Origin of the sequence: Pseudomonas sp. P9_35 (assembly GCF_034008205.1) — a bacterium.
Taxonomy (GTDB): Bacteria; Pseudomonadota; Gammaproteobacteria; order Pseudomonadales; family Pseudomonadaceae; genus Aquipseudomonas; species Aquipseudomonas kilonensis.
Window position 1 is genome coordinate 6,118,599 of the sequence record NZ_CP125373.1, and the last position, 14,581, is coordinate 6,133,179.

The window sequence follows — 14,581 nt, forward strand, 5'->3', positions numbered from 1 at the left end:
AAAATAGACTGGCTTTCGTTCCGGCAGACGACATTCGTGCGCCGGATGGCCTAAGGAGATGTGCTAGATGCCCAAGGTCGGTATGCAACCCATCCGCCGCCAACAACTGATCGAAGCCACGTTGCAAGCGGTCGATCAAGTCGGCATGGGGGACGCCAGCATTGCGCTGATCGCCCGTTTGGCCGGTGTCTCCAACGGCATCATCAGTCACTACTTTCAGGACAAGAATGGCCTGATCGCGGCCACGGCCCAGTACCTGATGACTGTCCTGAGCGAGAACGTCACCGCGCGCCGCCAGGCACTGGAGGACACAAGCCCCCGGGCTCACCTCAAGGTGATCATCGAAGGCAACTTCGACGCCAGCCAGGTCAATGGCCCGGCAATGAAAACCTGGCTGGCCTTCTGGGCCACCAGCATGCACCACCCGTCTTTGCACAGGTTGCAGCGGATCAACGATCACCGTCTGTATTCCAACCTGTGTAGCCAGTTCCGCCGCGTGTTGCCCGTTGATCAGGCGCGCAGCGCAGCAAGGGGCCTGGCCGCGTTGATTGACGGTTTGTGGCTGCGCGGAGCGCTGTCGGGAGACGCGTTCGATACCGCCCAGGCGCACCAGATCGCGTACGAATACATGGATTTCCAACTGGCCAAGGCAGGGGCACCAGAGCACACAGAACCGCTCGACTCCTGAACCGCCGCCGAACCGCGTAGTCAGCTATAAACGACACGCTCCGGTGGTCAGCCAACCACTTATGCACTTGCGAGGACTTTATGGCCCGTTTCGAACTGCAAAAACTCTACATCGATGGCGCGTACAGCGATGCCAGCGGCGACGCCACTTTCGAAGCCATCAACCCTGCCAACGGTGAAGTCCTTGCCCAAGTGCAGCGTGCGACGTTCGAGGACGTCGAGCGCGCCGTGGTCAGTGCCGAAAAGGGCCAGAAGGTCTGGGCTGCCATGACCGCCATGCAGCGTTCGCGCATCCTGCGTCGCGCCGTGGACATCCTGCGCGAGCGCAACGATGAGTTGGCTGCCCTGGAAACCCTGGACACCGGCAAGGCCTACTCCGAAACCCGCTACGTCGACATCGTCACCGGCGCCGACGTGCTGGAATACTACGCCGGCCTGGTACCTGCCATCGAAGGCGAGCAGGTTCCGCTGCGCACCACTTCATTCGTCTACACCCGTCGCGAGCCCCTGGGCGTAGTGGCCGGCATCGGCGCCTGGAACTACCCGATCCAGATCGCCCTGTGGAAATCCGCCCCGGCCCTGGCGGCCGGTAACGCGATGATCTTCAAGCCGAGCGAAGTCACCTCGCTGACCACCCTGAAACTGGCCGAGATCTACACCGAGGCCGGCGTTCCAGCGGGTGTGTTCAACGTCCTGACCGGCAGCGGTCGTGAAGTCGGCACCTGGCTGACCGAGCACCCACGCATCGAGAAAATCTCCTTTACCGGCGGCACCGACACCGGCAAGAAAGTCATGGCCAGCGCCTCGAGCTCTTCGCTCAAGGACGTGACCATGGAACTGGGCGGCAAGTCGCCGCTGATCATCTTCGACGACGCCGACCTGGATCGCGCCGCCGACACCGCGATGATGGCCAACTTCTATAGCTCCGGCCAGGTCTGCACCAACGGCACCCGCGTGTTCGTGCCAAGCCACCTCAAGGCCGCCTTCGAAGCCAAGATCGCCGAGCGTGTGGCGCGCATCCGTATCGGTAATCCTCAGGACGAAAACACCAACTTCGGCCCGCTGGTGAGCTTCGCCCACATGGAAAGCGTGCTGGGCTACATCGAGAAAGGCAAAGCCGAAGGCGCGCGCCTGCTGTGCGGCGGCAGTCGCCTGACCGACGGCGAATTGGCCAAGGGCGCGTTCGTCGCCCCGACCGTGTTCACCGACTGCACCGACGAGATGACCATCGTGCGTGAAGAAATCTTCGGCCCGGTGATGAGCATCCTCACCTATGACACCGAAGAAGAAGTGATCCGCCGCGCCAACGACACCGACTTCGGCCTGGCCGCTGGCGTCGTCACCCGCGACCTGAACCGCGCCCACCGCGTGATCCACCAGCTCGAAGCCGGTATCTGCTGGATCAACGCCTGGGGTGAGTCGGCGGCTGAAATGCCGGTCGGTGGCTACAAGCAATCGGGCGTGGGCCGGGAGAACGGCATCAGCTCGCTGAACAACTTCACACGCATCAAATCGGTACAGGTCGAGTTGGGCGATTACACGTCGGTGTTCTGATCTGGCACCGAACCTGAGGTTGGGGCTTTTGTGGCGAGGGAGCTTGCTCCCGCTGGGCTGCGAAGCGGCCCCAACTTCAAGTCCCAGACCATTCAGACAGAACACGGTCGCCCTGTTTGCGACTGCTGCGCAGTCGAGCGGGAGCAAGCTCCCTCGCCACAGGGAATGTGGCACCCGACGACCGCGACCTGAACCCAATTCCAGAAGAGGGTGCATTTCATGTCCCAAGAATTCGATTACATCATCATCGGCGCCGGTTCGGCCGGTAATACCCTGGCCACCCGCCTGACCGAAGACGAAGGCGTCACCGTCCTGCTGCTCGAAGCCGGCGGCCCGGACTATCGCCTGGACTTCCGCACACAAATGCCCGCCGCCCTGGCATTCCCGCTGCAAGGCCGGCGCTACAACTGGGCCTACGAGACCGACCCGGAGCCACACATGGATGGCCGCCGCATGGAATGCGGTCGCGGCAAGGGCCTGGGTGGTTCTTCGCTGATCAACGGCATGTGCTACATCCGCGGCAACGCCCTGGACTATGACAACTGGGCCAAGCTGCCGGGCCTGGAAGACTGGGCCTACCTCGATTGCCTGCCGTATTTCCGTAAAGCCGAAACCCGTGACATCGGCCCGAACGACTACCACGGCGGCGACGGCCCGGTCAGCGTGACCACGCCCAAGGCCGGCAACAACCCGCTGTTCCACGCCATGGTCGAAGCCGGCGTACAGGCCGGTTATCCGCGTACAGAAGACCTCAACGGCTACCAGCAGGAAGGTTTCGGCCCGATGGACCGCACCGTCACGCCCAACGGCCGTCGGGCCAGCACCGCGCGCGGTTACCTGGACATCGCCAAGAAGCGCTCGACCCTGACCATCGTCACCCACGCCCTGACCGACAAGATCATCTTCGAAGGCAAACGCGCGGTCGGCGTGCGTTACCTGGTGGGCGCCGCCGAAGAGCGCGTCGAAGCCCGGGCGCGCAAGGAAGTGCTGCTGTGCTCCGGCGCCATCGCCTCGCCGCAGATCCTCCAGCGTTCCGGTGTCGGCCCCGCCAAATTGCTGGAAAGCCTCGACATCCCGGTGGTTCACGATCTGCCGGGCGTCGGCGAAAACCTGCAGGATCACCTCGAGCTGTACCTGCAATACGCCTGCACCCAACCGGTTTCGCTGTACCCGTCACTGCTCTGGTACAACCAGCCGGCCATCGGTGCCGAGTGGCTGTTCAACGGCACCGGGATCGGCGCCAGCAACCAGTTCGAGGCCGGCGGTTTCATCCGCACCCGTCCGGAATTCGATTGGCCGAACATCCAGTATCACTTCCTGCCGGTGGCGATTAACTACAACGGCAGCAATGGCGTGAAGGAACACGGTTTCCAGGCGCACATGGGTTCCATGCGCTCGCCAAGCCGCGGCCGGATCCAGGCCAAGTCCAAGGACCCACGCCAGTACCCGAGCATCCTGTTCAACTACATGGCGACCGAGCAGGACTGGCAGGAATTTCGCGATGGCATCCGCCTGACCCGCGAGATCATGCAGCAGCCAGCGCTCGATCCGTTCCGTGGCCGTGAGATCAGCCCGGGCATCGAGGTGCAGACGGACGAGCAGTTGGACCAGTTCATCCGCGAGCATGCCGAAACCGCGTTCCACCCCTCCTGCTCGTGCAAGATGGGCACCGACGACATGGCCGTGGTGGATGGCGAAGGCCGCGTGCATGGCATGCAAGGGTTGCGCGTGGTGGATGCCTCGATCATGCCGATCATCACCACCGGCAACCTGAACGCGCCGACGATCATGATCGCCGAGAAAATCGCCGACAAGATCCGCGGCCGCAAGCCCCTGCCACGCAGCACCGCGCCGTACTTCGTGGCCGGCGATGCGCCGGTGCGCGGCAAGCCAATGCGTGAAGTGGGGCCTAGCGCCCAGTAAGACTCAGGACCGCGGCGCGACCTTCGCGAGCAGGCTCGCTCCCACATTTGGATCTGCAGCGGACACACATTTTGTGACCACTAAGATCCCTTGTGGGAGCGAGCCTGCTCGCGAAGGGGTCAGACCATTCAACATCTTCGCTGACTGCCACACCGCCATCGCGAGCAAGCTCGCTCCCACAGGGATTGGCGGCGGACACACATTTTGTGACCACCAAAGACCCACAGTGAGAGCTCCCACTGGGTTTGGTGGTGAACACAGATTTTGTGCCCACCAAAGATCCACTGTGGGAGCGAGCTTGCTCGCGATCGCGTCCACCCTGACGCCCCCAAATTCCTATCTGCCTTGATCCCTCCCCCGCCCCAGGCCTACTCTAGAGCCGCCGCGTCAACACGCCGCACCTCGCCGCACCGCCACTCCAGACAAGGAGGTTCCATGTTCGACTTCCACCCCCAGCTCAAGCAGCGTTTTGCTGCCTTGCGCACGGGCGCTGAATTCTTTTCCCTGCGTTACGTGCGCGAGTCCGGCCAGCACCTGTCGGTGCGCAAGAATGTCGCCGAACCGCCCAGCCTGGGCCGTGATGAAGGGGCGATGCTCACCGTGCGGGTCAACGGGGTCGAGGCGTATGCCGCTACCAACGACCTGTCCCAGGCCGGCCTGCAAGCGGCACTGGAACGCGCCGAGCAACATGCTCGTGGGCTCAAGCCCCACGCCCTGTTGGACCTGCGCGAGCAAGCGGTGTCCAGCGACCGCGCCGATTACTTCTCGCCGAATTTCGACCAGGCCTTCCCGCCACTGAGCGATTGCTACCAATTGCTCGGCGACGAGTCAGCCGCAGTGCCTCAGGACGAGCGCCTGGTGAACTGGCAAGCCAGCATCGGCCTGACCCAGGTCGAGCAGATCTACCTCAACAGTGCCGGCGCTGAACTGCGCCAGGCCCAACGCTTCATCTACCCGGCCCTGGAAGTCACCGCCTTCGACGGCAACGACAGCCAGACCCGCACCCTGGGCCGGGAAAATTTCGGCCAGCAAGGCAGCTTCGATGTAATCAGCCGCAGCGGCTTGATCGGTGCCGGGCGGAAAATCGCTGACCAGGCCCTGCAATTGCTGCTGGCACCGAACACCCCGCAAGGCCCCCGTGACCTGCTGCTGATGCCTGACCAGATGATGTTGCAGATCCACGAATCCATCGGTCACCCGCTGGAACTGGACCGCATCCTCGGGGACGAGCGCAATTACGCCGGCACCAGCTTCGTCAAGGCCAGCGATTTCGGCCACCTGCAATACGGCTCCAGCCTGTTGAACGTGACCTTCGATCCGGACATTCCCGAAGAACTGGCGAGCTACAGCCATGACGACGATGGCAGCGCCGCCAGCAAACAGTTCCTGATTCGTGAAGGCCTGTTGCTGCGTCCACTGGGCGGCGCACTGTCACAGTTCCGTGCTGGCCTGGACGGTGTCGCCAACAGCCGCGCCTGCGGCTGGAATCGCCCGCCCATCGACCGCATGGCGAACCTGAACATCGAACCTGGCGACCAGTCCCTGGAACAACTGATCCAAGGCACCGAGCACGGCGTGCTGATGCGCACCAACCGCTCCTGGTCCATCGACGACGCCCGCAACAAATTCCAGTTCGGCTGCGAGTGGGGCCAGTTGATCGAGAACGGCGAGCTCAAGGGCGTGGTGAAGAACCCCAACTACCGGGGTATTTCCGCGCAATTCTGGAAGAGCCTGCGCGCCGTGGGCGATGCCAGTACCTCCCGGGTCCTGGGCACGCCGAACTGCGGCAAGGGCGAACCGAACCAGGTCATCCGCGTCGGCCATGCGTCGCCGGCCTGTGTGTTCAGCAACGTTGATGTGTTTGGGGGGGATGCCTGATATGAGCACCGTCAATAATCAGGCCGAGGCATTCAAGGTGTTGGTCGACTGGCTGCGCGATGCGCTGCATGAGCAGGAACAGTTCACCTTGGGTTATGCCGCCGAGTCCTCGGCCTTCGTGCGTTTCAACCACGCCAAGGTGCGCCAGGCCGGGCAGGTGCAGCAGGCCAATGTCAGTTTCAAATTGATCGACGACGGACGCCACGCCGACTTGCAGATCACCTTGTCCGGCGATACCGAGACCGACCTGCAACGCCTGTCCGAAGGCCTGCAACAGCTGCGCGAAACCTTGCCGCTGCTGCCCTGCGATCCGTACCTGCTGCTCAATCCCGACCATTGGCAAAGCCATAACGTGCAGGACCATCCGCTGCCGGACACCGAGCAGGCCGTGGCTGAAATCACCCGCGCCGCCGAGGGCCTGGACCTGGTGGGGTTCTATGCGGCCGGGCCCATCAGCCGGGGTTTCGCCAGTTCGTCAGGAGCGTTCGGCTGGCATCAGGCCAACAGCTTCAACTTCGATTTCAGCCTGTTCCATGAAAACGGCCAGGCAGTGAAAGCCAGCTATGCCGGGCATGCGTGGAGCAGCGAAGGGTTTGCCCGGCGCTTCGAGCAGGCCCGCGAGCAACTGGCGTTTCTCGGCCTGCCGTTGCGCACGTTGCCGCCTGGCGAATACCGTGCCTACCTGGCACCGGCCGCCCTGGAAGAGATCATGGGCATGCTCAGTTGGGGCGGGTTCTCGGCCCGGGCGATTGCCAGCAAGCAGAGCCCGTTGCAGAAGTTCTACGCCAACGAAGCAAGCCTGAGCCCCAACGTGTGGCTGAGCGAACAGGTCAGCGGCTCCTTGAGCCCGGCGTTTTCCGACGAAGGTTATCCCCGCGATGACCTGGGGCTGATCGCCAAGGGCACGGCCAATGCGCAGTTGGTCAACTCCCGCAGCGCCGCCGAATACGGCCTCGCCGCCAACGGCGCCAGCAGCTACGAATACCCCACGGCGCTGGACATGCAGGGCGGGCAACTGGAGCACAAATACATCCTCGAAGAACTTGGCACCGGGCTGTACATCAGCAACCTCTGGTACCTGAACTACTCGGACCAACCGGCCGCCCGCCTGACCGGCATGACCCGCTTCGCCACGTTCTGGGTCGAGAACGGCCAGATCGTGGCGCCGGTCAGTACCATGCGCTTCGACGACAGCGTCTACAGCCTGCTCGGCTCGCAACTCGAAGGCCTGACCCGAGAGCGGGAACTGCTGCTCTCGGCCAGCACCTACAGCCAGCGGGCCACGGCCTCGATGTTGTTGCCAGGGGCGCTGGTCAAGCGGTTGACCTTGACGCTGTAACACCAGGAAGGTGGCTTCATCCCCTGTGGCGAGGGAGCTTGCTCCCGCTGGGTCTGTAGGAGCTGACGAGCGGAGCGAGGCTGCGATCTTTTCGCTGTCGATTGAGTCTGGAGCGAAAGATCAAAAGATCGCAGCCTTCGGCAGCTCCTACAACGCAGCCGAGCGGGAGCAAGCTCCCTCGCCACAAGTAATTGTTCACTTTTCATACAAGAGGTCCCATGCCCAACCGCGCACCGCTCGACGCCGTCACCGCCCGCTGGCTTCCGTGGGTGGTGGCGATTGCCTTCTTCATGCAGTCCCTGGACGGGACCATCCTCAACACCGCCCTGCCCGCCATGGCCGGTGATCTGGCGGAAAACCCGCTGCGCATGCAGGGCGTGATCATTGCCTACATGCTCACCGTGGCGTTGCTGATCCCGGCCTCGGGCTGGATCGCCGACCGCTTCGGCACCAAGAAGATTTTCTTCGGGGCGATCCTGCTGTTCAGCTTCGGCTCGTTGCTGTGTGCCTTGTCCAGTTCGTTGAGCATGCTGATTGGCGCCCGGGTCATCCAGGGCCTGGGCGGTGCGCTGATGCTGCCGGTGGGCAGGCTGGTGGTGCTGCGGGCGTATCCGCGCTCGGAACTGGTGCGGATCATGGGCTTCATCACCATCCCCGGCCTGCTCGGCCCGCTGATCGGGCCGACCATGGGTGGCTGGATGGTCGAGTACCTGACCTGGCACTGGATCTTCATCATCAACCTGCCGGTGGGCGTGATCGGCTGTTATGCCGTGTGGAAGTTCATCCCCGACCTGCGGGGCAGCGAGCGCACGCGGTTCGACGGGGTGGGGTTCCTGCTGTTCGGCGCGGCGATGGTGCTGATCACCATCGCCATGGAAGGCCTGGGTGAACTGCACCTGCCGCACCTGCGCGTGATGTTGTTGCTGTTCGGCGGCATGGCCTGCCTGGCGGCCTATTGGCTGCGGGCCGGGCACGTCGAAAACGCGCTGTTCCCGCCGTCACTGTTCAAGACCCGCACCTTCGCCGTGGGCATTCTCGGCAACCTGTTCGCGCGCCTGGGCAGCGGCGCCCTGCCGTTCCTGGTGCCGTTGCTGCTGCAAGTCGCCCTGGGCTATTCACCGTCCCAGGCCGGGATGAGCATGCTGCCACTGGCGGCGGCGGCCATGGTCGCCAAGTCCGTGGCCCGGCCGCTGATCGAACGCCTGGGCTATCGCATCGTCCTGACCGGCAACACCCTGGCCCTGGGCCTGATGCTGGCAAGCATGGGCCTGGTCAGCGAACAGACGCCGTACTGGCTGCTGCTGGCGCAACTGGCGGTGCTGGGCGCGATCAACTCGCTGCAATTCACCGCGATGAACACCGTGACCCTGATCGACCTGGACGACGCCAGCGCCAGCAGCGGCAACAGCCTGCTTTCGGTGGTGGCGCAGCTGTCCCTGAGCCTCGGCGTGGCCTGCGCCGGCGCCCTGCTCGGCGGCTTTACCGCCCAGGTGGGCAACGATGGGGTGGAGACTGTACTGGGAGCGTTCCAGCTGACGTTCGTGACGGTGGGGATCATGGCGATGCTGGCGGCGACGATTTTTTCCCAGTTGTCGAAGCAGGATGGGCGGCGGGTCAAGCGGCCGGATGAGCATATCGAGCACTAGATAGGACTCGGGCGGTTTTAAGGCCTCAGGGCTTTTGTGGCGAGGGAGCTTGCTCCCGCTCGGCTGCGCAGCAGTCGCAATCCAGGCGATGCGAACTTTCAGGTACACCGTGTTGGCCGGTTTGGGGTCGCTTCGCGCCCCAGCGGGAGCAAGCTCCCTCGCCACAGGGAATTCGCCCACTTCAGAACTGCGCCACAGCTCGTCCAGAACTTTCGAAGAAAGTGGCACGAGGCTGCTACACTGCGCGACATTTTGTTTTGCAGGCCAGTCCCGTGACCACCATTGCCACCGCTTTTAATACTTTGCCGCTGTCCGCCGCCATGCTGGCTAACCTCGAATCACTCGGTTATGCCCAGATGACGCCGATCCAGGCGCAAAGCTTGCCGGTGATCCTCAAGGGCATGGACCTGATCGCCCAGGCCAAGACCGGCAGCGGCAAGACCGCCGCCTTCGGCATCGGCCTGCTGAACCCGATCAACCCACGCTTCTTCGGTTGCCAGGCGCTGGTGATGTGCCCGACCCGTGAGCTGGCCGACCAGGTCGCCAAGGAAATCCGTCGCCTGGCCCGCGCCGAAGACAACATCAAGGTCCTGACCCTGTGCGGCGGCGTGTCCTTCGGCCCGCAGATCGCCTCCCTGGAACACGGCGCCCACATCATCGTCGGCACCCCTGGACGCATCCAGCAGCACCTGCGCAAGGGCTCGCTGGTCCTGGACGGCCTCAACACGCTGATCCTCGACGAAGCCGACCGCATGCTCGACATGGGTTTCTACGACGCCATCGAAGACATCATCCAGCAGACCCCGGAACGCCGCCAGACGCTGCTGTTCTCCGCCACCTACCCGGTGGGCATCAAGCAACTGTCGTCCAAGTTCATGCGTAACCCGCAGCAAGTGAAGGCCGAGGCGTTCCACTCCGACGCGCAGATCGAGCAGCGCTTCTACGAGATCTCCCCCGAGGAGCGCATGGACGCAGTGGTCAAGGTCCTCGCGCATTTCCGCCCAGCCTCCTGCGTGGCGTTCTGCTTCACCAAGCAGCAGGTCCAGGAAACCGTCGATCACCTGACGTCCAAGGGCATCTCGGCCGTCGGCCTGCACGGCGACCTGGAACAGCGCGACCGCGACCAGGTACTGGCCATGTTCGCCAACCGCAGCACCTCGGTGCTGGTCGCCACTGACGTGGCGGCCCGCGGCCTGGACATCGATGCTCTGGACATGGTGATCAACGTCGAACTGGCCCGGGACTCGGAAATCCACATCCACCGCGTCGGCCGCACTGGCCGCGCCGGTGAGAAAGGCATCGCCATCAGCCTGGTGGCGCCATCCGAAGCCCACCGCGCCCAAGCCATCGAGCAACTGCAGAAGTCGCCGCTGAGCTGGGACCAACTGGACAACCTCAAGTCCCAAGGCGGCGGCCCGCTGTTGCCGGCCATGAGCACCCTGTGCATCGGTGCCGGGCGCAAGGACAAGGTCCGCCCCGGTGACATCCTCGGCGCCCTGACCGGCGAGGCCGGCATCCCTGGCGCCCAGGTCGGCAAAATCGCGATCTTCGATTTCCAGGCCTACGTGGCCGTGGAACGCGGCATCGCCAAACAGGCCCTGCAACGCCTGAACGATGGCAAGATCAAGGGCCGCTCGTTGCGGGTGCGGATCCTGTAACCGATCGCCTGACGAACAGAGATCAAACTGTGGGAGCGAGCTGTGTGGGAGCAAGGCTTGCCCGCGATGAAAACGCCGCGGTCTCTTGAGGACCGCAGCGCCTGGATCGCGAGCAAGCTTTGCTCCCACACAGCTCGCTCCCACATTCAGTTATGTGGGAAAGCTGAGAGGACACCGTTTTGCGCTCTACCGAAGTCGTGATCATTGGCGCTGGCGCCGCGGGGTTGATGTGCGCGCTGACCGCGGCCGCGCGCGGGCGGCAGGTGATGTTGCTGGACCACGCCAACAAGGCCGGCAAGAAAATCCTCATGTCGGGCGGTGGGCGCTGCAATTTCACCAACATGTACACCGAGCCAGGCAATTTCCTCTCGCAGAACCCGCACTTCTGCAAATCGGCCCTGGCCCGCTACACCCAATGGGACTTCATTGCCCTGGTGGCCAAGCACGGCGTGCCCTATCACGAGAAAAAGCTCGGCCAGTTGTTCTGCGATAACAAATCCAGCGACATCCTCGGCCTGCTCTTGGATGAATGCGACCAGGCCGGCGTCAGCCTGCACCTGGACACCTCGATTACGCAGATCGAAAAAGCCGACGGCGGCTACCTGCTGCAAACCACCCTCGGCGCCATCGCCTGCCAGTCCCTGGTGATCGCCACGGGCGGGCTGTCGATCCCGACCCTGGGGGCGACCGGCTTCGGTTATCAGGTGGCAAAACAGTTTGGCCATGAACTGCTGCCGACCCGCGCCGGCCTGGTGCCGTTCACCATCACCGACCAGCTCAAGACCCTCTGCACCGAACTCTCGGGCACCTCGGTCGATTGCCTGGTGAGCTGCAACGAGCAGAGCTTTCGCGAGAACATCCTGTTCACCCACCGCGGCCTGAGCGGTCCGGCGATCCTGCAGATTTCCTCGTTCTGGGAATCGGGGGACACGGTGCAGATCAACCTGTTGCCCGACCACGACGTGCCGCAATGGCTGCAACAGCAACAGGCCGAACGCCCCAATAGCGAGCTCAAGACGTTGCTGGGCGAGTTGTTCACCAAGAAAATGGCCAACCTGCTGGCCGACACCTGGTTCGTCTCCAAACCCATGAAGCAGTACACCCATGCGGAGCTGGCAGATATCGCCGAGAAACTGGCGAGCTGGAACGTCGTCCCCGCCGGCACCGAAGGCTACCGCACCGCCGAAGTCACCCTGGGCGGCGTCGATACCCGGGAAGTCTCGTCCAAGACCATGGAATCGCTGAAAAGCCCTGGCCTGTATTTCATCGGCGAAGTGCTCGACGTCACCGGGCACCTGGGCGGGTTCAACTTCCAGTGGGCGTGGGCGTCGGGGTATGCGGCGGCGCAGTACGTCTGACCCCGCCCCATGTTGTACCTGCTTTTGTGGCGAGGGAGCTTGCTCCCGCTCGCTCTGTAGGAGCTGCCGAAGGCTGCGATCTTTTGACCTTTCGCTTGGGATTCAAGCGTCAGGGGAAAGATCGCAGCCTCGCTCCGCTCGACAGCTCCTACAGCCATCGCGAGCAAGCTCGCTCCCACAGGGGTTCAGCGGTATACGCCGGAACACTTTTTGCTGTCAGATGTGATCGCCGCCATTGCGTCGGCGTCATTACTGCCTCAATTTAGCGTCATTGCCCGTCAGGCCTGTGCACTTCATGTCAGCGAACTCGTTTAGCCAGTCTTTGCGTCGCCTTTGGGCGTTGGATAAGTTCAGTTATAGCGTGCGGGTCTTCATCGCCCTCACCGGCAGCATGGGGCTGTGCTGGTACCTGGACGAAATGGTGCTGCTGATTCCCTTGTTCCTGGGCATCATCGCCAGCGCCCTGGCCGAGACGGACGACAGTTGGCAGGGCCGCCTCAACGCGTTGGCCGTGACCCTGGTGTGTTTCACCGTCGCGGCGCTGTCGGTGGAATTATTGTTCCCCTACCCCGTCCTGTTCATCATCGCCCTGGCCCTGGCGGCCTTTGGCCTGACCATGCTTGGCGCCCTGGGTGAGCGCTATGGCGCCATCGCCTCGGCCACGCTGATTCTGTCGGTCTACACCATGATCGGCGTGGACCAGCGCGGCGGCGCCGTCAACGATTTCTGGCATGAACCCCTGCTGCTGGTCGCCGGTGCCGCGTGGTACGGCTTGCTGTCGGTGTTGTGGCAGGCGTTGTTTTCCAACCAACCGGTGCAACAAAGCCTGGCGCGGCTGTTTCGCGAGCTGGGGCGCTACCTGAAACTCAAATCGTCGCTCCTGGAGCCGATCCGCCAACTGGACGTCGAAGCCCGCCGCCTGGAACTGGCCCAGCAAAATGGCCGGGTGGTCGCTGCGCTCAACAGCGCCAAGGAAATCATCCTGCACCGCGTGGGCAATGGCCGCCCCGGCTCGAAAGTCAGCCGCTACCTGAAACTGTACTTCCTGGCCCAGGACATCCACGAACGCGCCAGCTCATCTCACTATCCCTACAATGCCCTGGCCGAGGCCTTCTTTCACAGCGATGTGCTGTTCCGCTGCCAGCGCCTGCTGCGCCAGCAAGGCAAGGCCTGCCAGGCACTGGCCGAGTCGATCCAACTGCGCCAGCCGTTCGTCTACGACCACACCTTTGCCGAGGCCCTCGACGACCTGCACGCGTCCCTCGAACACCTGCGCATCCAGAGCAACCCGGCCTGGCGTGGCTTGCTGCGTTCGTTGCGGGCACTGTCGGTGAACCTTGCCACCATGGACCGCCTGCTCAGCGACGCGAGCAACCCCGACACCCTGGCCGACGCCACCGACAGCAGCCTGCTCGACCGCTCGCCGCGCAACCTCAAGGATGTCTGGCTGCGCTTGCGCACCCAGCTCACGCCCACTTCGCTGCTGTTCCGGCATGCCCTGCGCTTGCCCTTGGCCCTGGCCGTGGGCTACGCCATGGTGCACCTGATCCACCCGTCCCAGGGCTATTGGATCATCCTCACCACACTGTTCGTGTGCCAGCCCAACTACGGCGCCACCCGGCGCAAGCTCGGCCAGCGGATCATCGGCACCGCCATCGGCCTGACGGTGGCCTGGGCGCTGTTCGATCTGTTTCCCAATCCGCTGGTGCAATCGAGCTTCGCCATTGCCGCCGGGGTAGTGTTCTTTACCAACCGCACGACCCGCTACACCCTGGCGACAGCGGCGATCACCATCATGGTGCTGTTCTGCTTCAACCAGGTGGGCGACGGCTACGGGCTGCTGTTGCCGCGGCTGTTCGATACCTTGCTCGGCAGCCTGATTGCCGGGCTGGCGGTCTTCCTGTTCCTGCCCGACTGGCAGGGCCGTCGGCTGAATAAAGTGCTGGCCAATACGCTGACCTGCAACAGCATCTACCTGCGCCAGATCATGCAGCAGTACGCCGCCGGCAAAAGCGACGACCTGGCCTATCGCCTGGCCCGACGCAACGCCCACAACGCCGATGCCGCGTTGTCCACCACCCTGGCCAACATGCTGATGGAGCCGGGGCATTTCCGTAAGGAAGCCGATGTGGGGTTCCGCTTCCTGGTGTTGTCCCACACCCTGCTCAGCTACCTGTCGGGCCTGGGCGCCCACCGCGGCACCGAACTGCCGGCGCAGGTACGCGAGCAACTGATCGATGGCGCGGGAGTGAAGCTGGCGGCGAGCATCGACGAGATCGCCCAGGGCCTGGCGAGTAAAACGCCGATTGTGCTCCAAAGCGACGAGGAGGAAGCCCTGGCCAACGAGCTTGAGCAGATGCCCGATGAAATTGACGAAGGACAGCGGTTGGTGCAGACACAGCTGGGGTTGATCTGCCGTCAGCTCGGTCCGTTGCGGACCTTGGCAGCACATCTGATCAAGGACACTGGCGAGGCTTGAGGGTTGTGGTGTTTACACCATCGCCATCGCGAGCAAGCTCGCTCCCACAGGGGGTTTCT

Annotated in this window: 9 protein-coding genes; all 9 read left to right on the forward strand. The window is 63.5% G+C overall.

Features of this window, described 5'->3' with window-relative positions; all coding sequences use genetic code 11:
* Positions 1–67 precede the first annotated feature (67 nt).
* Positions 68–688 carry a transcriptional regulator BetI gene (betI, locus tag QMK47_RS27265; RefSeq protein ID WP_003206359.1) on the forward strand — a complete coding sequence of 207 codons (621 nt, stop codon included), beginning with the start codon at positions 68–70 and terminating at the stop codon, positions 686–688.
* A gap of 80 nt (positions 689–768) precedes the next feature.
* Complete coding sequence (betB, locus tag QMK47_RS27270) at positions 769–2,241, forward strand: betaine-aldehyde dehydrogenase (protein WP_024619087.1); 1,473 nt, start codon at positions 769–771, stop codon at positions 2,239–2,241.
* 219 nt (positions 2,242–2,460) lie between these two features.
* Positions 2,461–4,164: a choline dehydrogenase gene (betA, locus tag QMK47_RS27275; RefSeq protein WP_214509928.1), complete on the forward strand. Its 1,704-nt coding sequence runs from the start codon at positions 2,461–2,463 to the stop codon at positions 4,162–4,164.
* A 435-nt stretch (positions 4,165–4,599) separates the two neighbouring features.
* Entirely contained in the window at positions 4,600–6,042 is a 1,443-nt protein-coding gene (locus QMK47_RS27280; protein WP_053182646.1) for a TldD/PmbA family protein, read from the forward strand.
* Between the two features lies 1 nt (position 6,043).
* Positions 6,044–7,381 carry a TldD/PmbA family protein gene (locus QMK47_RS27285; protein ID WP_320389563.1) on the forward strand — a complete coding sequence of 446 codons (1,338 nt, stop codon included), beginning with the start codon at positions 6,044–6,046 and terminating at the stop codon, positions 7,379–7,381.
* 218 nt (positions 7,382–7,599) lie between these two features.
* The gene (gene mdtD / locus QMK47_RS27290) at positions 7,600–9,027 is read left to right on the forward strand and encodes a multidrug transporter subunit MdtD (RefSeq protein ID WP_253470082.1); all 1,428 of its coding nucleotides are present in this window, start codon (positions 7,600–7,602) and stop codon (positions 9,025–9,027) included.
* Positions 9,028–9,347: 320 nt separating this feature from the next.
* Positions 9,348–10,685, forward strand: coding sequence for an ATP-dependent RNA helicase DbpA (gene dbpA, locus QMK47_RS27295; protein ID WP_232199893.1), 1,338 nt, complete (start codon positions 9,348–9,350; stop codon positions 10,683–10,685).
* Positions 10,686–10,864: 179 nt separating this feature from the next.
* The gene (locus tag QMK47_RS27300; protein WP_253470088.1) at positions 10,865–12,043 is read left to right on the forward strand and encodes an NAD(P)/FAD-dependent oxidoreductase; all 1,179 of its coding nucleotides are present in this window, start codon (positions 10,865–10,867) and stop codon (positions 12,041–12,043) included.
* 295 nt (positions 12,044–12,338) lie between these two features.
* Positions 12,339–14,522: a YccS family putative transporter gene (gene yccS / locus QMK47_RS27305; RefSeq protein WP_253470092.1), complete on the forward strand. Its 2,184-nt coding sequence runs from the start codon at positions 12,339–12,341 to the stop codon at positions 14,520–14,522.
* Positions 14,523–14,581: the final 59 nt, after the last annotated feature.

Coding starts and splice junctions, on each gene's coding strand:
- betI (WP_003206359.1), top strand. CDS start 68: ATGCCCAAGGTCGGTATGCAACCCATCCGCCGCCAACAACTGATCGAA.
- betB (WP_024619087.1), top strand. CDS start 769: ATGGCCCGTTTCGAACTGCAAAAACTCTACATCGATGGCGCGTACAGC.
- betA (WP_214509928.1), top strand. CDS start 2,461: ATGTCCCAAGAATTCGATTACATCATCATCGGCGCCGGTTCGGCCGGT.
- QMK47_RS27280 (WP_053182646.1), top strand. CDS start 4,600: ATGTTCGACTTCCACCCCCAGCTCAAGCAGCGTTTTGCTGCCTTGCGC.
- QMK47_RS27285 (WP_320389563.1), top strand. CDS start 6,044: ATGAGCACCGTCAATAATCAGGCCGAGGCATTCAAGGTGTTGGTCGAC.
- mdtD (WP_253470082.1), top strand. CDS start 7,600: ATGCCCAACCGCGCACCGCTCGACGCCGTCACCGCCCGCTGGCTTCCG.
- dbpA (WP_232199893.1), top strand. CDS start 9,348: ATGCTGGCTAACCTCGAATCACTCGGTTATGCCCAGATGACGCCGATC.
- yccS (WP_253470092.1), top strand. CDS start 12,339: ATGTCAGCGAACTCGTTTAGCCAGTCTTTGCGTCGCCTTTGGGCGTTG.